Annotated in this window: 23 protein-coding genes; 13 read left to right on the top strand and 10 right to left on the bottom strand. The window is 62.8% G+C overall.

What is annotated here, in order from left to right:
* Positions 1 to 300 precede the first annotated feature (300 nt).
* The 3 genes from AC1RMD_RS28605 to AC1RMD_RS28595 all read left to right on the top strand — a co-directional run bounded on the left by AC1RMD_RS28605 (position 301) and on the right by AC1RMD_RS28595 (position 3771).
* Complete coding sequence (locus AC1RMD_RS28605; RefSeq protein ID WP_492931796.1) at positions 301 to 1662, top strand: sensor histidine kinase; 1362 nt, start codon at positions 301 to 303, stop codon at positions 1660 to 1662.
* 81 nt (positions 1663 to 1743) lie between these two features.
* A complete protein-coding gene (locus tag AC1RMD_RS28600; RefSeq protein ID WP_026335193.1) occupies positions 1744 to 2511 on the top strand; it encodes a LytR/AlgR family response regulator transcription factor in 768 nt (255 codons plus the stop codon).
* Positions 2512 to 2610: 99 nt separating this feature from the next.
* Entirely contained in the window at positions 2611 to 3771 is a 1161-nt protein-coding gene (locus AC1RMD_RS28595; protein WP_492931794.1) for a sensor histidine kinase, read from the top strand.
* Positions 3772 to 3777: 6 nt separating this feature from the next.
* On the opposite strand, the gene AC1RMD_RS28590 is transcribed toward AC1RMD_RS28595, so the two are convergent.
* The 3 genes from AC1RMD_RS28590 to AC1RMD_RS28580 all read right to left on the bottom strand — a co-directional run bounded on the left by AC1RMD_RS28590 (position 3778) and on the right by AC1RMD_RS28580 (position 6672).
* Entirely contained in the window at positions 3778 to 4869 is a 1092-nt protein-coding gene (locus tag AC1RMD_RS28590; protein WP_492931792.1) for a porin, read from the bottom strand.
* A 192-nt stretch (positions 4870 to 5061) separates the two neighbouring features.
* Complete coding sequence (locus AC1RMD_RS28585) at positions 5062 to 5715, bottom strand: class I SAM-dependent methyltransferase (RefSeq protein ID WP_492931790.1); 654 nt, start codon at positions 5713 to 5715, stop codon at positions 5062 to 5064.
* Between the two features lie 15 nt (positions 5716 to 5730).
* Positions 5731 to 6672: a CysB family HTH-type transcriptional regulator gene (locus tag AC1RMD_RS28580; protein ID WP_492931788.1), complete on the bottom strand. Its 942-nt coding sequence runs from the start codon at positions 6670 to 6672 to the stop codon at positions 5731 to 5733.
* Positions 6673 to 6822: 150 nt separating this feature from the next.
* On the opposite strand from AC1RMD_RS28580, the gene AC1RMD_RS28575 reads away from it, so the two are divergent.
* From AC1RMD_RS28575 to AC1RMD_RS28540, 8 genes are read left to right on the top strand one after another with little or no spacing between them, the layout of a single operon-like run.
* Positions 6823 to 8514: a nitrite/sulfite reductase gene (locus tag AC1RMD_RS28575; RefSeq protein ID WP_492931786.1), complete on the top strand. Its 1692-nt coding sequence runs from the start codon at positions 6823 to 6825 to the stop codon at positions 8512 to 8514.
* Positions 8507 to 9094: a DUF934 domain-containing protein gene (locus AC1RMD_RS28570; RefSeq protein ID WP_492931784.1), complete on the top strand. Its 588-nt coding sequence runs from the start codon at positions 8507 to 8509 to the stop codon at positions 9092 to 9094. The genes AC1RMD_RS28575 and AC1RMD_RS28570 overlap by 8 nt, the downstream gene beginning before the upstream one ends.
* 11 nt (positions 9095 to 9105) lie before the next feature.
* On the top strand, positions 9106 to 9825 hold the full coding sequence (locus AC1RMD_RS28565) for a phosphoadenylyl-sulfate reductase (RefSeq protein WP_492931782.1): 720 nt from the start codon (positions 9106 to 9108) through the stop codon (positions 9823 to 9825).
* Between the two features lie 30 nt (positions 9826 to 9855).
* Entirely contained in the window at positions 9856 to 10788 is a 933-nt protein-coding gene (gene cysD / locus AC1RMD_RS28560) for a sulfate adenylyltransferase subunit CysD (protein WP_492931780.1), read from the top strand.
* A complete protein-coding gene (locus AC1RMD_RS28555) occupies positions 10788 to 12104 on the top strand; it encodes a sulfate adenylyltransferase subunit 1 (RefSeq protein ID WP_492931778.1) in 1317 nt (438 codons plus the stop codon). Before cysD ends, AC1RMD_RS28555 begins: the two co-directional genes overlap by 1 nt.
* Before the next feature lie 12 nt (positions 12105 to 12116).
* Positions 12117 to 12878 (top strand): uroporphyrinogen-III C-methyltransferase, encoded by a 762-nt coding sequence (gene cobA / locus AC1RMD_RS28550; RefSeq protein ID WP_492931776.1) that lies wholly within the window; start codon positions 12117 to 12119, stop codon positions 12876 to 12878.
* A 39-nt stretch (positions 12879 to 12917) separates the two neighbouring features.
* Complete coding sequence (locus AC1RMD_RS28545; RefSeq protein WP_492931774.1) at positions 12918 to 13655, top strand: hypothetical protein; 738 nt, start codon at positions 12918 to 12920, stop codon at positions 13653 to 13655.
* Positions 13655 to 14434, top strand: a complete 780-nt coding sequence (locus AC1RMD_RS28540) for a glutaminyl-peptide cyclotransferase (protein WP_492931772.1) — start codon at positions 13655 to 13657, stop codon at positions 14432 to 14434. The genes AC1RMD_RS28545 and AC1RMD_RS28540 overlap by 1 nt, the downstream gene beginning before the upstream one ends.
* Before the next feature lie 16 nt (positions 14435 to 14450).
* Here AC1RMD_RS28540 and AC1RMD_RS28535 read toward each other — a convergent pair whose 3' ends face one another.
* The 3 genes from AC1RMD_RS28535 to lptF are packed head-to-tail and all read right to left on the bottom strand — an operon-like array spanning position 14451 to position 17128.
* Positions 14451 to 14825: a sirohydrochlorin chelatase gene (locus AC1RMD_RS28535; RefSeq protein ID WP_492931770.1), complete on the bottom strand. Its 375-nt coding sequence runs from the start codon at positions 14823 to 14825 to the stop codon at positions 14451 to 14453.
* Positions 14826 to 15995 (bottom strand): LPS export ABC transporter permease LptG, encoded by a 1170-nt coding sequence (lptG, locus tag AC1RMD_RS28530; RefSeq protein WP_492931768.1) that lies wholly within the window; start codon positions 15993 to 15995, stop codon positions 14826 to 14828. It lies immediately after the preceding gene.
* Positions 15992 to 17128 (bottom strand): LPS export ABC transporter permease LptF, encoded by a 1137-nt coding sequence (gene lptF, locus AC1RMD_RS28525; RefSeq protein WP_492931766.1) that lies wholly within the window; start codon positions 17126 to 17128, stop codon positions 15992 to 15994. The genes lptG and lptF overlap by 4 nt, the downstream gene beginning before the upstream one ends.
* Positions 17129 to 17228: 100 nt before the next feature.
* Between lptF and AC1RMD_RS28520 the strand changes: the two genes are divergently transcribed.
* Positions 17229 to 18722, top strand: coding sequence for a leucyl aminopeptidase (locus tag AC1RMD_RS28520; RefSeq protein WP_492931764.1), 1494 nt, complete (start codon positions 17229 to 17231; stop codon positions 18720 to 18722).
* On the opposite strand, the gene AC1RMD_RS28515 is transcribed toward AC1RMD_RS28520, so the two are convergent.
* From AC1RMD_RS28515 to AC1RMD_RS28505, 3 genes are read right to left on the bottom strand one after another with little or no spacing between them, the layout of a single operon-like run.
* Positions 18723 to 19166, bottom strand: coding sequence for a hypothetical protein (locus tag AC1RMD_RS28515; RefSeq protein ID WP_492931762.1), 444 nt, complete (start codon positions 19164 to 19166; stop codon positions 18723 to 18725).
* A 60-nt stretch (positions 19167 to 19226) separates the two neighbouring features.
* Positions 19227 to 19415 carry a DUF1653 domain-containing protein gene (locus AC1RMD_RS28510; protein WP_492931760.1) on the bottom strand — a complete coding sequence of 63 codons (189 nt, stop codon included), beginning with the start codon at positions 19413 to 19415 and terminating at the stop codon, positions 19227 to 19229.
* Positions 19416 to 19420: 5 nt separating this feature from the next.
* On the bottom strand, positions 19421 to 19828 hold the full coding sequence (locus tag AC1RMD_RS28505) for a phiTE_015 family protein (RefSeq protein WP_492931758.1): 408 nt from the start codon (positions 19826 to 19828) through the stop codon (positions 19421 to 19423).
* Positions 19829 to 20246: 418 nt separating this feature from the next.
* Between AC1RMD_RS28505 and xth the strand changes: the two genes are divergently transcribed.
* Positions 20247 to 21011, top strand: a complete 765-nt coding sequence (xth, locus tag AC1RMD_RS28500) for an exodeoxyribonuclease III (RefSeq protein WP_492931756.1) — start codon at positions 20247 to 20249, stop codon at positions 21009 to 21011.
* On the opposite strand, the gene AC1RMD_RS28495 is transcribed toward xth, so the two are convergent.
* Positions 21012 to 24656, bottom strand: coding sequence for a sensor domain-containing protein (locus AC1RMD_RS28495; protein WP_492931754.1), 3645 nt, complete (start codon positions 24654 to 24656; stop codon positions 21012 to 21014).
* Positions 24657 to 24680 lie beyond the last annotated feature (24 nt).

Here is a 24680-nt window from a genome sequence, read left to right as displayed (position 1 = left end):
CTGCGGAGCGTTGTGTCCGTCAGCGAAGAAGAAAGAGTATGAAGCGTTTAGATCGTTTCGTCAACCCCTACTTTTTCTCGCTCACTTCACATTTGCGTGTGTCGTTCTGCGAGGGGGCGAACTATAGCAAAGCGCCAGCGGCATTGGCAAGGCCTATTTTCCGTTCCCTGTCTCGCACCGTCCAATCCCCGTTTCTTGCAGACTGTCGCAATAGCTTGGCGCTTGGCCGCACCAATAGGTACAGTTGCACCATCAAAAAATTAGTTACACTTGCTTCGTACACAAGAGTGAAAGTCTTACATGTTTCCTATGCCTAAAACGCAAGACACCCTGAAAACCGCCGGCGCCTGGTTGCACCGGGGCTTCGACGCGACCGCCACCTGGGTCACTCAACTGTCGTGGTGGAAGTTCCTGGTCTTCGCGGTGTTGACACTGATCGCCGGCTCCATCTTGCAGGACGAGCTGTTTTCATCCAGCCCGGACGAAGAAGTGGTGATCAAGAACGACAAACACTCCAAGCGCAAAAACGGCGACACCAATATCCTGATCGACGACAGCGGCATCCATTTCAACCCGCGCGGCAAGATCCGCAACAAGGATGCCGACAAAACAGATAAAAGCGACTCGTCCGATTCCAGCAGCGATGACAACAAGGGCGTTCCCGTCGCGCCGCCGGCCCAGCCAGCAGAACCGGCGCAACCCGCCGAGCCTGCGCAGCCCGCCGAACCGGAAGAGCCGGTAGGCAAAACCGGCAAACCCGCCAAACCGTCGGCCGCATCCATTCCCGCCCTCCCCACCCTGCCGGGCGAAGAAGTCCATATCGACCTGCCACCGCAAATCGGCGAAGAACTGTCGAACGCGATTGAAGAAGCCGTCGACGACGCCGCCGAGCAAAAGGTCACCCGTTACCACCGCCAGGCGTCGACCTGGTTCAAGAGCTTCGTCTCGCTGCTGGTGCTCGCGCTGTTCGGCACCAAGGCCCTGATGGGCGGCAAAAAGCGCGCCGAAGCCGAAACCCTGACCGCCAACGCCGCCGTCGAACGCGAATCCATGCAGCGCCAGCTCAGCGAAGCGAAGATGCAGATGATGCAGGCCCAGGTCGAGCCGCACTTCCTGTTCAACACCCTGGCCTCGGTCGAGCACCTGATCGAGACCGACCCGCCGCGCGCTTCCGCCATGCAGCGCAGCCTGATCAAATACCTGCGTGCGGTACTGCCGCAAATGCGCGACAACGCCCTGATCACCAACCTGGGCCGCGAGGCCGACATGGTGGTGGCCTACCTGAACCTGCTGAAAATGCGCATGGAAGAACGCCTGATCGTGGACTTCGACATCCCCGACGGGCTGCGCACCGCCGCCTTCCCGCCGATGATGCTGCAATCGATGGTGGAGAACGCCATCAAGCACGGCCTGGAAGCAAAACCCGAAGGCGGCACGCTGAAAGTGCGCGCCGATGTGGCCCACAACAAGCTGCGCGTGATCGTCACCGACGACGGCCTCGGCTTCGGCGCCGTCCCCAGCGATGGCACCGGACTGGGCCTGATGACCATCCGCGAACGCCTGAAACTGCTGCATGGCGAGCAAGGCCAGTTGCTGATCGCCGCCAACAGTCCGAGCGGCGTGATCGCCACGATCGAAGTTCCATACCAGCTGTCCAAATAAGAACGATTGATTATTACGGCGATTCGTTGAATAATCCCTTGAATAACTAACTAAATAATTAACACTACACCCCCTACCACGATGCCTACTGCGATTATTGCCGACGACGAAAGACTGATGCGCGACCAACTGCGCATGCGCCTGGGCCAGGTCTGGCCCGAGCTGGAAATTATTGGCGAAGCCAAGAACGGCGACGAAGCGATCGAACTGGTCGACCAGCTCAAGCCGGACTTCACCTTCCTCGATATCCGCATGCCCGGCAAAACCGGCATGGAAGCCGCTTCAGTGATCGGCAACAAGAGCCACATCGTGTTCGTGACCGCCTACGACGCCTACGCGGTGGAAGCCTTCGAGCGCGGCGCGGTCGACTACGTGCTCAAACCGCCCGAGCAGGAACGCCTGCAAATCACGGTCGATCGCCTCAAGACCCGCATGAGCAAACCGGCCGCGGCGGCCGACGTCAACGCCAGCGTGACGGCGATGCTGTCGCAACTGGCGGAAAAGATCGCGACGCCGAAACCCGCCTACCTGCAATGGATACAGGCCAGCATCGGCCAGGACCTGCGCATGATCCCGGTCGAGGAAATCCTGTTCTTCCGCTCGGACGAAAAATACACCTGCGTGCAGACCGAACGCTACGAAGCGCTGATCCGCAAGCCGGTGCGCGACCTGGCCGAGGAGCTCGATCCGGCGCTGTTCTGGCAGATCCACCGCGCCACGCTGGTCAACGTCAACGCCATCGAAGGCGTGACGCGTGACATCCGCGGCCGCCACCTGGTCATGATCAAGGGCAAGCCGGACAAGCTCGAAGTAAGCCGCAGCTTCCTGCACCTGTTCAAACAGATGTAATTCCGCCACAGACGCCGAGCGCGTCTGAGGCAAATCAAACCCCTGCCCTGCGCATACTTTAGTGTGTACCCACGCGGCCCCTGCCGCATGGGGAAGCGCATGAGCCGTATCCGATCACTATTGTTGCTCAGCGGCGCCGTCGCGCTGGCCGCTCGCCTGTCCTGGCGCATGGGCTGGCAATGCGCGCGCACCGCCACCGCGCACAAGCGCAGCCGCGGCATCATCCAGCATGCCAGCGACGCCATCATCTCCACCGACGAACGCCAGATCATCCTGCAAGCCAATCCCTCGGCCGCCACCATGTTCGGCACCACGGTGCAGGCCATGGAAGGCTCTCCCTTGCAGCAATTCATCCCGCGCGACCAGCGCCTGAGCAACGAACCGGCCAGCACCCGCTACTTCGGCAACACCGGCATCCGCCTGCGCATGAAAGGCCGGCGCGCCAGCGACTATGCCGTGACCGGCCTGAAGGCCAACGGCCAGCACTTTCCACTGGAAGGATCGATCTCGTCGCTGGCGGAAAACGGCCACCGCATCTACACCATCATCCTGCGCGACATTACCGAACGCAAGCAGGTGCAGGAACAGCTGGAACAGTCTTACTCCCAGCTGCGAGAACTGTCGGCCGCGCTGCAAACGATACGGGAAGAGGAACGCAAGCACATCGCCCGCGAGCTGCACGACGACCTCGGCCAGTTGCTGGCGACGTTGCGCGTGGACCTGGCGCTGCTGCAACAACAGCACAGCAACGACGTGGCCGCCCGCAAGCTACAGGCCGGCATGGATGAACTGCTGATGTCGGCGATCACTTCCTTGCGGCGCATCGCCAGCAACCTGCGGCCGCGCGCGCTCGATGAGGGAGGTTTGTATTTTGCGCTGGAGAGCTTGCGCCAGGAATTCGTCTCGCGCTACGGCATCGCCTGCACGCTGGACGCGAATGAAGAGGATTTGATACTGGACGACGCCTACAGCACCGCCATCTTCCGCATTGCGCAGGAAGCGCTGACCAACATCACCCGCCACGCCGAAGCGCGCAAGGTCTTGCTGTCGCTGTACCGCACCGATGGTCTGCTGCAAATCACCATCCATGACGACGGTCGCGGCATCGCCGAAAAAGACATGGACAAAGCGTCGTCCTTCGGCCTGATCGGGATGCGCGAACGCGTCTGGGCGCTGCATGGCGACATCGCCATCGTCAGCGACGGCGGCACCCGGATCATGATCCGGCTGCCGCTGCGGCCTCAGGAAAACGTCGCCTGATGCTGCTTAGAACGCGTGGCGGATGCCGACGTTGAAGGCTTTGTCGCCGCTACCAGCTTCGTTGTTGTTACCAACGGTGTAGCCGGCACCGTTCTTGTTCTTGATCTTGGCGTAGGCGACATACATGCCGGTACGCTTCGACACCGAGTACAGGTAACCCAGCGCCCACTGGTCGGCGTCCTGGTTGTTGACGGTCTTGTCGTTCTTGCGGACGTACGAAGCCATGATGGTGCCGCTAGGAGCGACTGGCACTTGCACGCCGATCAACAGGTCGTTGCTGTTCAGGCTGGCCTTAGGCGCCACGGCGTAGCCGTAAGCATTCGCCACCGGCAGGGCCGCGCTGTTCACGCCCTTGTCCGCGCCATAGGCGAAGTAGGCTTTGACAACCTTGAAATCGTAGTTGATCGCGAACAGGGTGTTGCGGCCGCTGTCCTGCAGCTTGGCCGGGGTGGCGCCAACCGCAACGGTGTCGTTGTTGCGGTTGTTGTACACCAGGCGCGCGTTCAGCGGGCCGTTGGTGAAGTTCAGGCCGAAGCCGAACTGGCGGCCGGCGGTCGAGCTGCCAGCCTGCTCGCCCAGCGAGTACAGGCCGTCGGCGCTGAAGCCTTCCATCACGGGCGTCGAGTAGACCAGCGCGTTGCTGGCGCGGGTGTTGGCGCCGGCGGTCGGGAACAAATTCTTGATGCTGCCTGCGTAACCGGCGCCGAACGGGTCGGCGACCTGGCTCATGGCGTTGTACAGCATGGTGTATTGGCGACCGATGGTCAGGGTGCCGGCTTCCTTGCTTTTCAGGCCGACGAACGACTGGCGGTTGAACAGGGCGCCGCTGGAATTATCCAGCGCGCCATCGTCCACTTTCACGCCGGTTTCCAGGGTGAAGATGGCCGACAGGCCGTTGCCCAGGTCTTCGGTGCCGCGGAAGCCCAGACGCGACTGGCCGCCGATACCGCTGGTGACTTTGGTCACGCTGCCCGCAGCGCCGCCGCGCTCGCCGACCAGACCTGCGTCGACCAGGCCATAGATCGTGACATTCGATTGAGCTTGAGCTTGAGCTGCGAAACCGCCGATGATCATTGCTACCAGAGTAAGTTTTTTCACTTGATGTTCTCTACTTAAGGTTGGAAGAAGTAACTGCATGTAATCAATCTACGGGGCGTATCATGCCTATCAATTACTTCAACAATGTGACATCAACCATTTGTTGTAAATCGGCATCAGAATGAAAAAACCCCATCGCACTGGGCGCGATCTTGAGCGCGTTCAGGCCAATGGGGCTTTGAGTGAATTTATTTACTTTAAACGGCAGTTGAGCAGGTAGTAGTACTCCAGCCGCTCGATGCGGATCTGCCGCGCGGACGTCGCGAAACGCTTGCGCAGCGTGCTGTCGGTCAGGTAGTTCCTCATCACTTCGTAGCGCTGGTCGTCGTCGGCGGTCAGGATCTGGAAAGTATTGCCTTCCAAATCGGTGCGGGCGAACACCATGCTGTCGCCATCGACATACGTCTCGTCCAGCAGCACCAGCAGCACGTCCTTGCCCAGCTTGGCGCGCAGGGTCTTCAGGTATTTTTCCTGGTCTTCGCGCTTGACGTGGGTCCACAGGCCGGCAGCGAACACCGCCGTGTACTTGCCTTCCAGGTCGTCCGGCAGGTTGAAGGCATCCATCACGCCGAAGCTCACGACATCCTCGTCCAGGCCGCGGGTTTCGGCCAGCGCGATCATTTCCGGCACCAGGTCGGTGGCGTGCACCGATTCCGCCACTTCGGCGATCAGGTCGGTCCAGTACGCGGTGCCGCAGGCCAGTTCCAGCACCTTGTGGCCCTGGAACAGTTCGGCGACCATTTCCTGCAAGTCGTCCAGATCGTCGAAGCGCTCTTCCCGCGCGTAGACCTGGTCATAGTTATCGGCGTTGACGGCATAAAATTGTGCCAACTGGTTGGTAATCATGTCTTACTTTCTAATTTACAGTTCGTAGTGTTCTTTTGCACCGCTCATGGCCTGCTCGATCAATTTACGGTTGAGCGTAGGCGCCAGCAGTTCGATAAAGGTGTAGATATAGCTGCGCAGATAGGCCCCCTGCTTGACCGCCACCCGCGACACATTCATGCCGAACAGGTGGCCCGCAGGAATGGCGCGCAGCGATTTGTCGCGCTCGGCGTCGAAGGCCATGCCCGCTATGATACCAATCCCCATGCCCAACTCCACATAAGTCTTGATCACGTCGGCGTCTATGGCTTCCAGCAACACGTCCAGCTTCAGCCCGCGCAGGGAGAAGGCATGGTCGATCTTGCTGCGGCCGGCAAAGGCAGCATCGTAAGTGATAATCGGGAAAGCGGCAATTTCTTCCAGCGTAATCTGCTTAGATTTCAGCAATGGATGGTCCGGCGCCACCACCACCACGTGTTCCCATTGATAACATGGCAAAGTTATCAAACCGGTCACGCCGGCGATGGATTCGGTGGCGATGGCCAGGTCGGCCTGGTCGCGCTGGACCATTTCGGCGATCTGCTGCGGATTGCCTTGCAATAAAGACAAGCGCACCTTGGGGAACTTCAGCATGAAGGCCTGCACCACCTTCGGCAGCGTGTAGCGGGCCTGCGTGTGTGTGGTGGCGATGGTAAAACTGCCGCTGTCCTGGGCCGCATATTCCTTGCCGATGCGCTTGAGGCTGTCAATTTCCTGCATAATTAACTCCACCGATTCCAGCACCAGCCGCCCGGGCTCGGTCAGGCCACGGATACGCTTGCCGTGCCGGGTGAAGATATCGACGCCCAGCTCCTCCTCCAGCTCGATGATCGCCTTGGACACGCCCGGCTGCGACGTAAACAATGCCTTGGCGGCATCGGTCAGGTTGTAGTTCTGGCGTACAGCTTCGCGCACGAAGCGCAGTTGGTGAAGGTTCATTGCAGATCCAGGCCCATCAAAAATTATTAAGCTTGCTTATACCCGATACGTATATAAGCAAATAAAGACTAAGTCGTATGGAATAAAGACGAAGTTTATTACTATTAGCGCTAGTTTGGGGGTTCTAGCAAGCGACTATCTAGGAAGAATATGTATCAATACGACCAATATGACCATCTCATCGTCCGCGAACGCATCGCCCAATACCGGGATCAAGTGCGCCGTCGCCTGTCCGATGAGCTGACCGAAGCCGAATTCCTGCCGCTGCGCCTGCAAAATGGCCTGTATATGCAGCGTCACGCCTACATGCTGCGCATCGCCGTCCCGTACGGCTTGCTGGCATCGAAGCAAATGCGCATGTTCGCGCACATCGCCCGCAAGTACGACCGCGGCTATGGCCACTTCACCACCCGCCAGAACATCCAGTTCAACTGGATCGAGCTGGAGCAGACCCCGGACATCCTGGCCGACCTGGCCTCGGTGGAGATGCACGCCATCCAGACCTCGGGCAACTGCATCCGCAACACCACCTCCGATCCGTATGCCGGCGTCGCCGCCGACGAGATCATCGATCCGCGTCCGTACGCCGAGGTGCTGCGCCAGTGGTCCACCTTCCACCCTGAATTCATCGCCCTGCCGCGCAAGTTCAAGGTCGCCATCAACGGCGCCGTCGAAGACCGCGCCGCCATCGCCGTGCATGACATCGGCCTGACCGTGGTGCGCAACGACGCCGGCGAGATCGGCTTCAAGTTCATGGCCGGCGGCGGCATGGGCCGCACCCCGATCCTGGGCAGCGTGATCCGCGACTTCCTGCCGTGGCAGCACCTGCTGACCTACACCGAAGCCGTGATGCGCGTGTATAACCAGTACGGCCGCCGCGACAACAAGTACAAGGCCCGCATCAAGATCCTGCTGAAGGCCATCGGCGTCGAAGAATTCACCCGCCAGGTCGAAGCCGAATGGGTGGACCTGAAAGACGGCCCGGAAACGCTGACCGTCGAAGAGATGCAGCGCGTGATCGACTACTTCCAGCCGCCGGCCTACAAGCAGCTCGACGACAGCGACGTGGTCGCCGCCCATGCCGGCAACAAGGCCTTCGCCAACTGGGTCAACCGCAACGTCAAGCCGCACAAGCAGCCTGGCTACGCCGCCGTGGTGCTGTCGCTGAAGAAGACCGGCGTGCCGCCGGGCGACGCCACCGCCGAGCAGATCGACTTCATGGCCGACCTGTCGGACCGCTACAGCTTCGGCGAACTGCGCGTCACGCACGAGCAGAACATCGTGCTGGCCGACGTCGAGCAATCGCAGTTGTTCACGCTGTGGGAACAAGTCAAGGCCAAGGGCCTGGCGACGCCCAACATCGGCCTGCTGACCGACATGATCTGCTGCCCGGGCGGCGACTTCTGCTCGCTGGCCAACGCCAAGTCGCTGCCGATCGCCGCCGCCATCGCGGAGCGCTTCGACAATATCGACTTCCAGCACGACATCGGCGAGATCGAACTGAATATCTCCGGCTGCATCAACGCCTGCGGCCACCACCACGTCGGCAGCATCGGCGTGCTCGGCGTCGACAAGGACGGCAGCGAATGGTACCAGGTGTCGATCGGCGGCTCGCAGGGCAACAACGCCGCCATCGGCAAGATCATCGGACCATCGTTCTCCGCGCTGCAAATGCCGGAAGTGATAGGCCGCCTGCTGCAAGTGTATGTGCGCGACCGCTACGAAGACGAATCATTCGCCGACTGCGCGCAGCGCCTGGGTGTCGCGCCGTTCAAGGAATTTGTGTACGCCACGCCGATCGTCGAAGCCGGTCGCCTGGTTGGAGAGGATGAATATGTCTGAAGCCGTGAAAAACCTGATCATCAAGGGCCGTGAAGTCGTCGAGGACGACTGGCAGGTGTTGCGCCTGGCCGAGCCGGTCGACGGCGCGCCCAAGCACGACCCGGCCACCGTCGCCGTCCCGGCGGGAAAATTCATCGTGCCGCTGAGCCTCTGGCTGGTGCAGCGCGAGCTGCTGTCGGCACGCGCCGCCGCCGGCGAGATCGGCGTCTGGATCGCCAGCGACGAACGCCCGGAAACGCTGAAGGACGACCTGTCCAGGTTCGCCCTGGTCGCCGTCGACTTCCCTAAGTTCACCGATGGCCGCGGCTACTCGATCGCCTACAACCTGCGCACCCGCCTGGGCTGGACCGGTGAACTGCGCGCCATCGGCGACGTGCTGCGCGACCAGTTGTTCTCGATGCAGCGCGTCGGCTTCGACGCCTACGCTACGCGCCCGGACCGCAACATCCACGATGCGCTGAAAGGCCTGTCCGATTTCTCGGAGACCTACCAGGCATCGGTGGACCAGAAGGCGCCGCTGTTCCGTCGCCACGCCCGCAATGTCGGCGTCAACCCCGGCGACGCCGGCTACGGCATCTGATCGGAGCAGCCATGAGTGACCTCAATAAGCTGATTGCCGACACCAACGCCACGCTGGCCCGCATCGTCAAAGACCACAGCCCGGCGGTGTTCGCCTCCAGCCTGGCGGCCGAAGACATGGTGCTGACCGACTTGATCCTGAAGAGCAAACTGGATATCGGCATCTTCTCGCTCGAAACCGGGCGCCTGCATCCTGAAACGCTGGCCATGCTGGAGCGCGTCAAGGAGCACTACGACGGTTACCAGATCGCGCTGTACAAGCCGCAGACCGAAGCGGTCGACGCCTACGTCGCGCAGAACGGCCTGAACGCGTTCTACGACAGCGTCGAGATGCGCCGCGAGTGCTGCCGCATCCGCAAGGTCGAGCCGCTGGGCCGCGCCCTGTCCGGCAACAAGGCCTGGGTCACCGGCCAGCGCCGCGCACAGTCGGCCACCCGCACCTCGCTGATGGTGGAAGAAGACGATCCGGCCCACCTCATGACCAAGTTCAATCCACTGGCCGACTGGTCGGAGGCCGACATCTGGAACTACATCCGCGACCACGGCGTGCCCTACAACGCGCTGCACGACCAGGGCTATCCATCGATCGGCTGCGCACCCTGCACGCGCGCCATCGAACCGGGTGAAGACGTCCGCGCCGGCCGCTGGTGGTGGGAGAATCCCGATTCAAAAGAGTGCGGCCTGCACATGGTCGACGGCAAACTGATACGCATTAAATCCGTGGCGGCGTAAGCGCCCCACACAAAAGAATAGGCATAGTCCATGAACGCTTTAGTTGAAAACCACGCCGCGCACGTGAATTCGCGCCACCTCGACGCTTTGGAATCGGAAGCGATCCACATCATGCGCGAAGTCGCGGCCGAATGCAGCAATCCCGCGCTGCTGTTCTCGGGCGGTAAAGACTCGGTGGTCTTGCTGCGCATCGCGGAGAAGGCTTTCCGTCCCGGCAAATTCCCGTTCCCGCTGGTGCACGTCGACACCGGCCACAACTTCGCCGAAGTGATCACCTTCCGCGACAAGCGCGTGGCCGAACTGGGCGAACGCCTGATCGTCGGCTCGGTCGAGGAGTCGATCAAAAAAGGCACGGTGCGCCTGCGCAATCCGCTGACCGATTCGCGCAACGCCGCGCAGGCGGTCACGCTGCTGGAAACCATCGCCGCACACGGCTTCGACGCCTGCATCGGCGGCGCCCGCCGCGACGAAGAGAAGGCCCGCGCCAAGGAGCGCATCTTCTCCTTCCGCGACGAATTCGGCCAATGGGATCCGAAATCGCAGCGCCCGGAACTGTGGGACCTGTATAACACCCGCGTCCACCCGGGCGAGAACATGCGCGTGTTCCCGATCTCGAACTGGACCGAGCTCGATGTGTGGATGTACATCGCCCGCGAAAAACTGGAACTGCCGCCGATCTACTTCGCCCACGAACGCCAGGTCATTCCGCGCAACGGCCTGCTGGTGCCGCTGACCGACCTGACCCCGGCGCGCGAAGGCGAGACCGTCGAAACCCAGGTGGTGCGCTTCCGCACCGTCGGCGACATCTCCTGCACCTGCCCGGTGTCGTCGGATGCGGCCACGGTGGACCAGATCATCGCCGAAACCGCAGTCACGCAAATCACCGAACGCGGCGCCACCCGGATGGACGACCAGACCTCCGAGGCTTCGATGGAAAAACGTAAAAAAGCAGGATACTTCTGATGAACGCACGCACCGACAACCACGAACAAAAAACCGAGCGCGGCCTGCTGCGCTTCATCACCGCCGGCTCCGTCGACGACGGCAAGTCCACCCTGATCGGCCGCCTGCTGTTCGACAGCAAAGGCATCTTCGCCGACCAGCTGGACGCCATGTCGCGCTCCAAGCACAAGCGCACCGTCGGCGACGCCGTCGACCTGTCGCTGCTGACCGACGGCCTGGAAGCCGAACGCGAACAAGGCATCACCATCGACGTCGCCTACCGCTACTTCGCCACGCCCAAGCGCAAGTTCATCATCGCCGACACCCCGGGCCACGAGCAGTACACCCGCAACATGGTGACCGGTGCTTCGACCGCCGATGCCGTCATCATCCTGATCGACGTCTCGAAAGTGAAGCTGCATGACGACGGCGGCGTGGACCTGCTGATCCAGACCAAGCGCCACTCGACCATCGCCCACCTGCTGCAGATCGAGCACGTGGTGGTCGCCGTCAACAAGATGGACCTGGTGAACTACGACCAGGCGATCTACGACCGCATCGTCAAGGCCTACCGCGAGTTCGCCGAGACGCTGGGCCTGAAGGACATCACGCCGATCCCGCTGTCCGCCCTGACCGGCGACAACGTCGTCGGCGCCAGCGAAAAACTGAGCTGGTACCAGGGCCCGACGCTGATCGAGCTGCTGGAATCGCTGTCGGTGTACGACGAATCGCACAACGCGCCGTTCCGCTTTCCGGTGCAGCTGGTGGCGCGCCACAACGGCCACGAAGCCAACGACTTCCGCGGCTACATGGGCCGCATCGAAGCCGGCAAGGTCTCGGTCGGCGACAAGCTGGTGGTGCAGCCATCCGGCCAGAGCGCGACCGTCAAGGACATCGTCACGCTGGAAGGTTCGCATCAATCGGCGGTGGTCGGTCAATCGATCACGCTGCTGCTGAACGAATACCTGGACATCTCGCGCGGCGACCTGCTGGCCGGCGCCAGCCAGCCGGCGACCCTGCTCAAGCAATTGAAGGCGGACGTCTGCTGGATGTCCGACGAGCCGCTGGACCAGCGCCGCAAGTACTGGATCAAGCACGGCACCAAGCAGACCTCGGCCAAGATCACCGGCATTGAATCGCTGTTGGACATCAACACCCAGCAGCGCCACAGCGCCGAAGGCTTGAAGCTGAACGATATCGCCCGTATCGGCCTGACCGTGCAGCAGCCGCTGGCGGCCGACGCCTACGGCGACATCCGCGCCACCGGCGCCTTCATCCTGATCGACGAAGTCACGCACCAGACCGTCGCAGCGGGCATGATCCGCCTCGGCGAATAAGGGGAAACGGCCATGGCGACTCGCGGAAAAGTCTATCTGATCGGCGCCGGCCCCGGCGCCCAGGACCTGATCACCCTGCGCGGCGCGCGCCTGCTAGCGCAAGCCGACGTGGTGCTGCACGACGCCCTGGTGACCGACGAGATGCTGGAGCTGTGCCCTCAGGCCGAGAAAATCCTGGTCGGCAAGCGCTGCGGCCAGCTGTCGACGGCGCAGCAGTTCATCAACAAGCAGATGATAGACAACGCCCACAAGTTCCCGCTGGTGGTGCGTCTCAAGGGCGGCGACCCGATGCTGTTCGGCCGCGCCGACGAGGAACTGCGCGCGCTGGAAGAAGTTGGCATCGAGGTGGAAGTCGTGCCCGGCATCACCACCGCGCTGGCCGCGGCGGCCGCCAGCAAGCAGCCGCTGACCAAGCGCGGCGTGGCGCGCAGCGTCGCCTTCTTCACCTCCTCCACCGCGCCGGAACACACCGGGCACGACGCCATCCCCGACACCGACACCCTGGTGCAGTACATGGGCGGCCGCGAGGCCATCGCCACGGCGGAACGCCTGCTGGCGCAGGGCCGCCGTCCGGACACGCCGGTGGTCGTGATCGAAAATTGCAGCCGCCCGGACCAGCGTATCCGCCGCCTGACCATCGCCTCGCTGGCGCAAGGCTTGGGCGCCGCCCACGGCCCGGTGCTGGTGATGCTGGGCGACGCGATGAAAACCCGCGCCCACCAGCACAGCGATGATGCACAACTCCCTTCAGCAGTACAGCAACTGAGCGCCTGATCCGTAATAGAATGTCCATTCATACCAAACGAGGTAGCAATGGACACTGTTCACGAAGTGCTGGAACGCGCATGGAAGGCCCACTCCGAGGGCGCCTTCGACAGCGCGCTCAATGACTACATCTGGCTGTTCGACGCCAGCGCCGCCGACGCGGAAACCGCGCCGCTGCGCCTGTCCTATGTGCTGAGCGCCTGGGCCAAGCTGGCCGAAGAACACCTGCCGGCGCGCCGCGCGCTGGTCGAGCTGCGCGACCGCGACAGCCAGCGCCTGCTGGCCCAGGCCGACGGCGACGCCGCCGAGGCCCTGTTCAACGACATCCGCGCCATCAACGACAAGCTGGGCGACCTGCAAAACACCTACCATCTGTTCCAGCAGCTGCCGGCAGCGCTGGCGCGGCAATGCGCCCGCTCGGCTCTGCCGTCGATCATGGCCTGCGGCGACTACGCGCTGGCCAGCCGCCACCTGCCGCAGCCGATGCAGCATCTGGCGCAGGCGGCGGCCCTGCTCAACGACCGGCGCGCCGACTTCAACGTGCTGACCACCGCCGGCATGTCCGCCCTGCTGGCCGAGGTGTACAACTACGTCAACGAACTGGCGCTGGTGCTGGACTTGCTGAACGGCTGCGGCGATACTGCGGCGGCGGATGCGGCGCGCGACCAGGCGGTGACGCTGGTGCAGTCGCCGGAAGCGCGCGCCTGCGTCCAGGCCGAACTCGACGCCCCCGGCACGACGCTCGACGCCATGATCGAACTCGAAAACTCATCAGCGACCGAATAGTGAAAACAAACTACGCCAAGACCCTGCTGCTTCCCGCAATACTGCTGCTGTCGGCCGCCGCCAACGCTGCCGCCGCCATCCCGACCTACGATTTCAAGGTCGTCCACGCCTACCCGCACGACCCGCAAGCCTTCACCGAAGGCCTGCTGTACCGCGATGGCTTCCTGTACGAGAGCACCGGCCTGAATGGCAAATCGTCGATCCGCAAGGTGGAGCTGGAGACCGGCAAGGTCTTGAAGAGCAAGGACATCCCGCCGCAGTACTTCGGCGAAGGCCTGACGGTATGGAAGGACACGCTGGTCGGCCTGACCTGGCAGACGCAGACCGGCTTCGTGTTCGACCTCGCCACCTTCGAGATGCGCGGCCAGTTCGCCTACCCAGGCGAAGGCTGGGGACTGGCGCAGAACGGCAAGGAACTGATCATGAGCGACGGCACCGCCACGCTGCGCTTCCTCGATCCCAAGACCTTCCTCGAAGTGCGCCGCGTGAAGGTGACGGCGGACGGCATCCCGGTCGACCAGGTCAACGAGCTGGAAGTGGTGGGCGACGAGATCTTCGCCAACCTGTGGCACACCAACACCATCGCCCGCATCGACCCGGCCAACGGCAAGATCACCGGCTGGATCGACCTGGGCAAGCTGTATCCCGGCGCCGGCAAAGGCCTCAACGGCGAGAACGTCATGAATGGCATCGCCTGGGACGCCGAGAAAAAGCGCCTGTTCGTCACCGGCAAGCTGTGGCCCAAGCTGTACGAGATCAAGATCGTACCGAGGAAGTAAATGGCGCTGCCGCCGCTTACGCCGGCAGCGAGGCGACGCAGTAGTCGGTCAGGGCGTTCAGCACGGCCGCGTTCTCGCCGGCCGCTTCGACCACGTTGATGGTCGCCTGCGGATGATCGATGCGCAACTGCTCGACCATCAGCGGCAGGTCGCGCAGCACATGGCCGCCCTGCCCGAGGAATACCGGCACCACGGTGATCCGCGTGACGCCGTCGGCGCTCAGCTCGGCCACCAGCTCCGGCAGGCGCGGCGTCATCAGCTCCAGGAAGGCCAGCGACACGCGCACTTCCGGCATGCGCGCCTGCGTCAGGTCGCGCAGCCGCTCGAACGGCGCCGCCCACGAGGCGGCTCGGGCGCCGTGCGCAAAGAGAACCAGTGCTTGCTTGCTCATCTAATGTCGCTCCACCCACCACAAGGCGCCCAGCGCCAGCAGCAGGAATAACAGGCTCGGGGCGATCGCCGTGACCACCGCCGGCCAGGTGCTCAGCAGGCCCAGATGCGAGAACAGCGTGTTCACCAACTGGAAGCTGACACCGATCATGATACCGACAAAAATCTTCAGACTCACGCCGCCGCTACGGGTGTGCAGGTAGCCGAACGGCAGCGCCAGCGCCATCAGCACGAAGATCGCCAACGGGTCGAACAGCTTCTTCCAGAAGGCGATCTTGAAGCGTTCGGTCTCCTGCTTGTTCTCCTGCAGGTGGCGGGTGTAGACCGCCAGTTCGTTGGCCGACATGCGATCCGGATCGGAGCCGGCCACCGACAGGATCTTCGGCGTCACTTCGGACAGCAGGTCCTTGGTGGCGCTGTGGCGGGTTTCGATCAGGCTGGTGTCCTGGGCGAAGTTGTTGGCCAGGTTGGCCTCGCTGCCCGGCTTGAGCAGCGCCGGATTGGTGAAGATATTCTCCGTCACATCCGACAGCTGCCAGTTGTTGTTGCCCTTGAAGGTGCCGATCTTGGCCAGGGTGATCGAGCGCAGGCGGAAGCTGGTGTCGAACTCGTACAGCTTGACGTCGACCAGCGTGCCGTCCGGCTTCACCTGGCGCACGTTGAAGAAGCGCGAGCCGGTCACGGTGCCGCTCATGCCGTCCGACTTGACGATGTCCTTGGTCCACAGGCCGGAGCGGAACTCCGACGAGATCGCGGCGCCACGCGCGCTCAGCTTGATCTTCGCGGCCAGCGGCGCGGTGCGCGGCGCAATCAGCTCGCCGAAGATGAAGGTGACGATCACCAGCACCAAGCCGACTTTGGCCAGCATCCCCGCCACCATCGCGGTCGACATGCTGGACGCGCGCATGATGGTGAACTCGGACGTCGCCGCGAACTGCGCCATCGTGTAGATGGTGCCGATCAGCGCCGCCAGCGGCATCACCTCGTACACGTGGGCCGGCAGCTGCACCAGCACATACAGGAAGGCGTACTGGATGGCGTAGCCGTTCTTGCCGACCGACGGCAGCTCGCCCGTCAGGTCCATGAAGGCTTGCAGCCCAAGGAAGGCGACCAGCACGAAGGCCACCGCCTGCAGGATCGAGACGGCGAAATAGCGTTGCAGGATTTTCATGGCGTGACAGCTTTCTTGCCGGCTGCGCGCGAGCGCTTCAGCGCCGCCAGCAATGCCAGCGGATGGTAGCGATGGTTGAGGTTCAGGCGCCAGGCAAACAGCGCGAACACCAGCAGCATCGCGACCACGTGCAGCGGCCACCAGGACAGCGCGAACGACGATTTGCCCTGCTTGACGCTGGCCTCGACCAGCTTGACCACGTTGCTGTAGCTGAAGAAGATCAGCACCGCGATGATCAGGTTGGCCGAACTGCCGGCGCGCGGATTGACAAAGCCCAGCGGCACCGCCAGCAGGATCAGGATCAAACAGGTGGCCGGCGACGAGATGCGCCACAACAGCTCGGCGCGGCCGAAGGCCGTGGTGTCGGACAGCAGCGCCATGATAGGCTCGGCGTCGGTGTTGCGTTCGGACTCCATGTCCTGGGCCTGGCTGGTCACGCGCATGCTGTAGCTTTCGAATTCCATGGTCTGGAAGTCCGACTGGCCCGGCGTGCCCTGGTAGCGGCGGCCGTTCTTCAGCACCAGATAGCGCTCGCCCTTGGCGCCGGTGTTGATCACGCCCTCGCGCGCGACGATGACGGCGGTGCCATGTTCGTCGACCGTGTTGACGAACACGTTCTGCACCACGGCCGTCTTGCCGGCCACGCCTTCGACGAAGAAGATGCGGTTGGCCGACGCCGATTCCTTGAACTGGCCCGGCGAGACCTTCTGCAGGTCTTCGCGTTTTTCAAAGCGATCCACATACTCCGTGCTTTTCTGCTTGGCCCACGGCGTGGCGACGAAACTCAGGGCGCCCGTCAGCAGCACCATCGGCAGGCCGAAGCTCAGTACCGGCACGATCCATTTGGTCAGGCTCAGGCCCGAAGCGAACCACACCACCATCTCGGAATCGCGGTAGCTGCGCGTGACCACCATCAGCACTGAAATAAAGCTGGTGAGGATGAGGATAGTTGGCAGATAATTCAGCGTTGCGAATGCGATCAGCGCGATGACGTCACTGGAGGCGACCTTGCCGCCTGCGGCCCGGCCCAACACGGCGATCAGGGTCCAGGTAACGCATATGCTGAACAGCACAGTGAAGGTGGCGCCGGCGGCACTTGCCATTTCACGTCGTAGGGCGCGTTGAAAGATCATTCGAAAGTTATAATTCGGTAGTTAAGGGCCTCACAGGGCCACAAGTTAAATAACAGCCCGTCAAACAGGCTGGCAATTCGTACACGACACGGAGAATCAAATGGACTTTAGCATAAAAGCATTCGACACAAAAAACACCATCGCTTCGGCCAAAGCCGGCGTTGTCGCCGTCGCGGTCTTTGAGAACAAGAAGCTGTCGCAGGCCGCCAAGGCGCTGGACGGTTCCGGTGAAATCACGGCTGCGCTGAAGTCCGGCGACATCTCCGGCAAAGCCGGCACCACCCTGCTGCTGCGCGGCGTGAAAGGCGCGAGCGCCGAACGCGTGCTGCTGGTCGGCCTGGGCAGCGACGATGGCGTCAGCGAGAAGAATTTCGCCAGCGGCGTGTCCGCGGTGCTGAAGGCTTTCTCCGCCCTGGGCGCGAGCGACGCTATTATCGCACTGCCGATGACCGAAGTGAAAGAGCGCGACGTCAATTGGGCGATCCGCTGCGTGGTGCAAAGCGCGCACGAAAGCGTGTTCCGCACCGACGGCCAGAAGAGCAAGAAGGATCCGGCGCCGAGCGGCGTGAAGAAAGTCGCGCTGGCCGTGCCGAACACCGCCGCCACCAAGCTGGCGCTGGCCCAGGCCGAGGCGATCGCCAACGGCATGGACCTGACCAAGGAACTGGGCAACCTGTCGGCCAACATCTGCACCCCGACCTACCTGGCCAACACCGCCAAAAAGCTGGGCAAGGACTACAAGTTCGAGGTTGAAGTGCTGGACCGCAAACAGCTGGAAGCGCTGAAGATGAACAGCTTCCTGTCGGTGACCAACGGCAGCGAACAGCCGCCGAAGTTCATCATCCTCAAGCACATGGGCGGCAAGCCCAAGGATGCGCCGGTGGTGCTGGTCGGTAAAGGCATCACCTTCGACACCGGCGGCATTTCGCTGAAGGCCGGTCCTGGCATGGACGAGATGAAGTACGATATGGGTGGGGCGGCGTCTGTCCTCGGTACCTTCCGCGCCATCGGCGAGATGAACCTGAAGCTGAACGTGATCGGCGTGATCGCCGCCTGCGAGAACATGCCTTCCGGCCGCGCCACCAAGCCGGGCGACATCGTCACCTCGATGAACGGCCTGACCATCGAGATCCTGAACACCGACGCCGAAGGCCGCCTGGTGCTGTGCGATGCGCTGGCCTACGCCGAGCGCTTCAACCCGGCCGCCGTGATCGACATCGCCACGCTGACCGGCGCCTGCATCGTCGCCCTGGGCCACCACAAGAGCGGCCTGTTCACGCGCGACGACGACGCCCACAACAAGCTGGCCGACGAGATCATGGCCGCCGGCAAAGCCGCCGGCGACACCGCGTGGCGCCTGCCGATCGGCGAAGAGTACAACGAACAGCTCAAGTCCAACTTCGCCGACCTGGCCAACATCGGCACGCCGGGCGGCGCCTCGTGCACCGCCGCGGCCTTCCTGGAGAACTTCACCCGCAAGTACACCTGGGCCCACCTGGACATCGCCGGCACCGCATGGAAATCGGGCGGCGCAAAAGGCGCGACCGGCCGTCCGGTACCGCTGCTGTCGAACTTCCTGATCGGCCGCGCGTAATCAGTACAAGGTAACACCCGCAGCCGGCGGCGGCAGCGCATCGCGCTCCGCCGCCGGCCGCATCACCACCGTCAGCGTGGCTGGATAGTCATAGGCCGCGCCGGTATTCTTGTCGATGAAGTAGCCGACACCCGCCGTCAGCGCCAGATTCCCCCACAGATTCCCGTCCACCTTGGAATCGACCTTTTCGTAGGCCCAGCCCGTGCCCTCTTTCTGGCAATCGATGCGCAGCGCACCGGCGCTCTTGCGCAGCGTAACGCGCGCCGGCGTGGTCACGAACCATTTGCCGACATCGTTGTACAGCACGCAGCCGACGCCGGCGATCTCGCGATGATCGAGCACGGTTTGCACCAGCACGTTTTGTTGGGTGGATTCGGTCAGGGAAGCACAGCCGGCCATCAGGGCCGGCAGTACAAATGCCGCTGCAACGGGGCGGAAATACATGGTCTGCCTCAGGGTTAGTGGGTCAGACCAGTGTAGCAGCCCGCGAGCGGTTCTATATGCTCAATCAAGAGGCGTAAAGCGTTGCACTTTTACGCCATCGACTTCGATGATTTCAAAAAACACGTGTTTCGGCCGGGCCCAGATGGATCCGTTCGCGGCGCGATAAACGATCATGGTGCTCAGATCGGATTCCAGGGTGGCCTCGCATACCAGCTCGTAGAGCCCCCCTTTGTAGTGCCTGAAGCGCATCCGGGTCAGGCGTTATGCCGTACCGGCTCAGCCGCCGCGATGCGCTCTTCCGCCTGCTCCAGCTGCTTCTTCTTCAGCCCCTGCACCACTTTCAGGATATCGTCCATGCCGCCTTCGCCGCCCAGGGAGGAGAACGCATCCAGCACTTCGTTCAGCACCTGGTTGCGCACCGCGGCCTCGTCGGAATTGATGGCCGGCGGACGTTGAACGGCGGCCTTGGCCTTCTCCAGCGCGGCGGCTTCCTTTTGTGCGGCCGTCTTGCGGCCGCCCGGCGTTTTGCCGTGCTCCAGCGCTGCCTGCCAGATGACCCAGCGGCGTTGCGTTTCAAAAACCAGATACTCTTCTGGTTTGTCTTCCCGGCGTCGGACGATGTGACCGTCTTTCTGCGCCCACGTCTCGAATGCAGCTCGCATTTTAATTCCTTTGTAAATGCGCTACGCGCAATTCACTGTTAAAACCACAAGTAATTTCCCTATAGTACCATTTCTTGTTAAGTTACAACACAAAAATGAACCCCGGACACTACTATTTTTGATTGCTCGACGGAAATACAAGTTTTCCACCCAATTTGTATCAGTATATTTCTCTTTTGCTTATTTTGTCTTTATTTACCGTTCTATTTTGACAACAAGGAGACATTCCTAGCAATTTTTTTTTAATTTCACACATTTTGCAACATTTTAGGCTCTGACAGTGCCCGCACGAAAGACTTTTTCATGTTTTTTTATAAAAATCGTCAAATTAACAATCCTATGTGTTAAATCAAGATGCTGTAAGATTCGGTGATATAGGCTAACGCCTCCCCGAAAACCCGCAAGGACACTGACTCAGATGAAAATAGCCACATGGAATGTTAACTCACTCAACGTTCGCCTGACGCACGTCTTGAAATGGCTGGAGGAGAACCCCATCGATGTCCTCTGCATTCAAGAAACAAAATTAACAGATGACAAGTTTCCGGTGGCCGCCATCGAGGCCGCCGGCTACCACGTCGCCTACAGCGGCCAGAAGACCTACAACGGTGTCGCCATCCTGTCCAAGCTGCCGATCGCCGACGTGATCAAGAACAATCCGCGCTACGAAGACCCGCAGCAGCGCATCCTGGCCGCCACCATAGCCGGCGTGCGGGTGGTGTGCGCCTACGTGCCCAACGGCCAAAGCGTCGACTCCGACAAATACGAATACAAGCTGGGCTGGCTGTCGTCCTTCCACGACTGGATCAAGGAAGAAGCCGCGCTGCATCCGCAACTGGCGGTGCTGGGCGACTACAACATCGCGCCGGAAGACCGCGACGTCCACGATCCGGCCGCGTGGGCCGGCCAGGTGCTGGTGTCGGACAAGGAGCGCGCCGCCCTCACCCGCTTGCTCGACATCGGCCTGACCGATTCCTACCGCCTGTTCGAGCAGCCGGAAAAATCGTTCAGCTGGTGGGACTACCGGGCGCTGGGCTTCCGCCTCAACAAAGGCCTGCGCATCGACCACATCCTGCTGTCGCCGGCGCTGGTGGCCCGTTGCAGCGCCTGCGTGATCGACCGCGCGCCGCGCAAATGGGAACAGCCGTCCGACCACGCTCCGGTGATCGCCACGCTGGATTAACTAGAGCCTGGGCAGCAGCAGCTGGGCGGTCGCGTGCGGCACCGGCTGCGAGAACAGATAGCCCTGCGCATACTGGCAGCCGTTGCGCTGCAATAGCGCGTACTGCCCTTCGGTCTCCACGCCCTCCGCCACCACCGACAGCTGCAGGCTGTCCGACAGCGCGATGATCGCCGCCACAATCGCGCGGTCTTCCGCGCTCTCCTCCAACTCCTTGATGAAGGCGCGGTCGATCTTGATCTTCTTGACCGGGAAGCGCTTCAGGTAGGCCAGGCTGGAATAGCCGGTGCCGAAATCGTCGATCGACAAGCGGATGCCCATGGCGTTGATCTGCCCCAGGATGTCGAGCGTCTGCTCGCCGTGCTGCATCAGCGCCGTCTCGGTGATCTCGAACTCGATCAGCGAAGGATCGATGCCGGTTTCGTCGAGGATGGCGCGGATCGACTCGATCAGCCCGCGATGCATGAACTGGCGCGGCGACAGGTTGACCGCCAGCGGCACCGGCGCCAGGCCGGCGCGCTGCCACGCCATGCTTTGCTTGCAGGCCTGGCGTATCACCCACTCGCCGATCGGCACGATCAGGCCGTTCTCCTCGATGATGGGGATGAAGTGGTCCGGCAGCACCAGCTCGCCGTCCCCGCGACGCCAGCGCAGCAGCACCTCCATCGTGTGCAGGCGGCGCGTGCCGATGTCCATGATGGGCTGGAAGTGCAGCTCGAACTCGTCCTGCGCCAGCGCGCCGCGCAGGCTGGACTCCAGCTCGAAGTGCGCCGCCGCCGTCTGGTTCATCGCCTCTTTGAAGTACTGGTAATTGTTCCTGCCGCTGGCCTTGGCGTGGTACATGGCGGCGTCGGCGTGGCGCATCAGGGTCTCGACGTCGCCGCCGTCGTCCGGATACACGCAGATGCCGATCGACGGCGTGATGTGCAGGTTGCGGCCTTCGAGCGGGAAGCTGTCCGACAAGGCCTCGATGATCTTTTCCGCCACGTGGCTGGCCTCTTCGGACGAGCGGATGCCCGGCACCAGCACCACGAATTCGTCGCCGCCCAGGCGGGCCACGGTGTCGCTGGCGCGCACCGCGCGGCACAGCCGGCTCGCCACTTCCTTCAGCAGCTGGTCGCCGGTCATGTGGCCCAGCGAATCGTTGATGGTCTTGAAGCGGTCCAGGTCGATGAACATCACCGCCAGCCGGCGCTCGGAACGCTGCGCCGCCAGCATCGCGCGGTCCAGCCGGTCCGACAGCAGCGCGCGGTTCGGCAGGCCGGTCAGGCTGTCGTGGTAGGCCATGTGGTGCACGCGCGCCTCGGCCTGGCGGCGCTCGACGATCTCGCCCTGCAGCAGCGCGTTGGCGCCGGCCAGTTCGGCGGTGCGCTCCAGCACCCGCACCTCCAGATCGTCGCGCGCGCGGCTGACCGCTTCGGCCGCCTCGCGCCGCTCGGTGATGTCGTCCACCAGCCACACCGAACGCCCGGTGGCCTGCGCCAGGTCGAACGGACGGCCGGACAGCCGGCCCCAGAAGGTGCTGCCGTCCTTGCGCACCAGCTGGTATTCGGAGGCGTGCACGCGGCCGGCGTGGAAGTCGTCGGCGGTGGCGGCGCGCGCCGCTTCCCACGCGTCCTTGTCGGCGTAGAAGGCCTGCACGCTCAACTGGTTCATCTCGCCGGGCGCATAGCCGAACAGCTCCTCCATCTTGGTGTTGCAGCGCAGGTTGCGGCCCTGCTCCACCACCGAGATGCCCAGCACCGCGCTGTCCAGGATGGCCTGGTTTTCCAGCAGCGCGTTGCGCAGCGATTCCTCGGCGCTTTTCTGCTCGGTGCGGTCCTCGATCACCCAGATCGTGCCCTGGGTCGGGTCGTCGGGATTGACCACGTAGCCGATCAGCTGCGCCCACATCAAGGTATCGTCGGAGCGGCGCATTTCCATCTCGATCTGGAACGGCTTGCCGATCGACAGGAAGGGATAGGCTTGCGCGCCCAGCTTGTCGTAGGACTCCTGCGACGGATACAGCGCGCGGCCGGGCAGGCCCAGGCCGGCGTCGCCCTCGTAGCGGAACATCTCGGCGAAGCCGCGGTTGTAACGCGTGATGACGCGGTTCTTGGTGAACAGGATGCTCATCGAGGCATTGGTCATGATGGCCTCGACCTCCATCTGCGTCTGGCGCGTGCTGGTCACGTCCTCCAGGATCCAGATGGTGCCGCCCTCGCTATGCGCGTCGTCCACCGCCTTGGCGCGCACGCGGCACCAGAACACGCTGCCGTCCTTGCGTTTGAACTCGTATTCCTTTTTCTCGAACGGCTTGCCGGTGCCCAGCAGGGGCGCGGCCTCGCGGCCGAATTCCTCGTAGCGTTGCTGCGACGGGAACACCATCGCCGACGGCTGCCCCACCATCTCGTCGATGTCGTAGCCGAACATCTCCGCCATGCGCGGATTACAGCTCAACATGACCTGCGCCTTGCTGAACAGGATGCCGACCGAGGCGTTGTCCAGGATCGCCTTCTGCTCCAGCAGCAGCTGCCGGGTCGCCTCTTCATGCCGCTTCTGCGCGCTGCGGTCGTCGAAGATCCAGATGGTGTCCTGCTGCGTGCGGCCCGGATTGATCACGTAGCCGAAGGCGTGCGCCCAGAAGGTCGAGCCGTCCTGGCGGCGCATCTCCATCTCGGCCTGGTACGGCTTGCCGCGCGCCAGCAGCGGCCGCGCCTTGCGCACCACCGCGTCGAACGCTTCCTGCGATGGATACAAGGTCGACGTCAGCTGGCCGACGCCGCCGTCGTCGTTGAAGCCGAAGAATTCGGCGAAGCGGTGGTTGTAGCGCAGGATGCGGTTGTCGCGCTGGAAGCCGATCGCCAGCGGCGCGCTGTCCATGATGGCCTGCATCTCCAGCAGCGCGCGGCGCAGCTTCTCTTCGTCGATGCGGTGCTCGTTGATGTCTTCCATGATCCACACCGTGCCGTCGGCGGTGTGGATAGGATCGATGGCGCGGCCGAACAGGCGCGCCCAGAACAGCGAGCCGTCCTTGCGGCGCAGCTGCGCCTCCTGCATGAAGGACAAGCCCTGCGACAGCGGCGGGCTGGCCTTGCGGCCCAGGTCGATGAAGTCCGCTTCGCTCGGATACACGGTCACGCTGGCCAGGCCCTCCAGCTCCTGGCGGCTGTAGCCCAGCATTTCGGCGCAGCGGATATTGCACTCCTGGATCACCCCGTCCCTGGTGAACAGGATGCCGACGGCGGCGTTCTCCAGGATGGCCTGCTGCTCCAGCAGCGTCTTGCGCAGGGAGCGCTGGTCGCGCTCCGCCGCGCTGATGTCGTGGAAGACGATGGTGGCGCCCCGCACCGCCGAACTGGCCGGCAGCGGCTTGCTCCAGGCTTGCACCGACAGGTATTGGCCGTTGGCGCAGGTCAGGCAGCTATCCCAGCGCTGGCCCGCATCGGAGGCCTCCAGCGCCGCGGCGAGCGCCTTGACGCCGGCGCCGCGCACGTGGCGCGCGAACAGGTCGGCCAGCGGCCGCCCGGCGGGGTCCAAACCCAGCAAGTCCACCAGCTCCGGATTGGCGGCCAGCACCACGCCGTCGGTGCCATAGGCGCACGCGGGAACGCCGATCAGCGCCAGCGCATCTGCTACGAAATCAGGATTGGTCGAAACTCGATTCATGTACACCAATGGCACCCAAAAAAA

The organism is Duganella sp. GW822-FHT06D06 (assembly GCF_058799615.1).
This window is presented reverse-complemented; position numbering and strand designations above follow the sequence as displayed.

Excerpts from the sequence above, each read along its gene's own strand:
- AC1RMD_RS28580 (WP_492931788.1), bottom strand. The coding sequence starts at position 6,672 with ATGAACCTTCACCAACTGCGCTTCGTGCGCGAAGCTGTACGCCAGAAC.
- AC1RMD_RS28510 (WP_492931760.1), bottom strand. The coding sequence starts at position 19,415 with ATGCGCTTCAGGCACTACAAAGGGGGGCTCTACGAGCTGGTATGCGAG.
- AC1RMD_RS28515 (WP_492931762.1), bottom strand. The coding sequence starts at position 19,166 with ATGTATTTCCGCCCCGTTGCAGCGGCATTTGTACTGCCGGCCCTGATG.
- AC1RMD_RS28495 (WP_492931754.1), bottom strand. The coding sequence starts at position 24,656 with ATGAATCGAGTTTCGACCAATCCTGATTTCGTAGCAGATGCGCTGGCG.
- lptG (WP_492931768.1), bottom strand. The coding sequence starts at position 15,995 with ATGAAAATCCTGCAACGCTATTTCGCCGTCTCGATCCTGCAGGCGGTG.
- AC1RMD_RS28565 (WP_492931782.1), top strand. The coding sequence starts at position 9,106 with ATGAGTGACCTCAATAAGCTGATTGCCGACACCAACGCCACGCTGGCC.
- AC1RMD_RS28570 (WP_492931784.1), top strand. The coding sequence starts at position 8,507 with ATGTCTGAAGCCGTGAAAAACCTGATCATCAAGGGCCGTGAAGTCGTC.
- lptF (WP_492931766.1), bottom strand. The coding sequence starts at position 17,128 with ATGATCTTTCAACGCGCCCTACGACGTGAAATGGCAAGTGCCGCCGGC.
- AC1RMD_RS28520 (WP_492931764.1), top strand. The coding sequence starts at position 17,229 with ATGGACTTTAGCATAAAAGCATTCGACACAAAAAACACCATCGCTTCG.
- AC1RMD_RS28585 (WP_492931790.1), bottom strand. The coding sequence starts at position 5,715 with ATGATTACCAACCAGTTGGCACAATTTTATGCCGTCAACGCCGATAAC.
- cobA (WP_492931776.1), top strand. The coding sequence starts at position 12,117 with ATGGCGACTCGCGGAAAAGTCTATCTGATCGGCGCCGGCCCCGGCGCC.
- AC1RMD_RS28595 (WP_492931794.1), top strand. The coding sequence starts at position 2,611 with ATGAGCCGTATCCGATCACTATTGTTGCTCAGCGGCGCCGTCGCGCTG.
- AC1RMD_RS28505 (WP_492931758.1), bottom strand. The coding sequence starts at position 19,828 with ATGCGAGCTGCATTCGAGACGTGGGCGCAGAAAGACGGTCACATCGTC.
- cysD (WP_492931780.1), top strand. The coding sequence starts at position 9,856 with ATGAACGCTTTAGTTGAAAACCACGCCGCGCACGTGAATTCGCGCCAC.
- AC1RMD_RS28575 (WP_492931786.1), top strand. The coding sequence starts at position 6,823 with ATGTATCAATACGACCAATATGACCATCTCATCGTCCGCGAACGCATC.
- AC1RMD_RS28535 (WP_492931770.1), bottom strand. The coding sequence starts at position 14,825 with ATGAGCAAGCAAGCACTGGTTCTCTTTGCGCACGGCGCCCGAGCCGCC.
- AC1RMD_RS28545 (WP_492931774.1), top strand. The coding sequence starts at position 12,918 with ATGGACACTGTTCACGAAGTGCTGGAACGCGCATGGAAGGCCCACTCC.
- AC1RMD_RS28600 (WP_026335193.1), top strand. The coding sequence starts at position 1,744 with ATGCCTACTGCGATTATTGCCGACGACGAAAGACTGATGCGCGACCAA.
- AC1RMD_RS28555 (WP_492931778.1), top strand. The coding sequence starts at position 10,788 with ATGAACGCACGCACCGACAACCACGAACAAAAAACCGAGCGCGGCCTG.
- xth (WP_492931756.1), top strand. The coding sequence starts at position 20,247 with ATGAAAATAGCCACATGGAATGTTAACTCACTCAACGTTCGCCTGACG.
- AC1RMD_RS28605 (WP_492931796.1), top strand. The coding sequence starts at position 301 with ATGTTTCCTATGCCTAAAACGCAAGACACCCTGAAAACCGCCGGCGCC.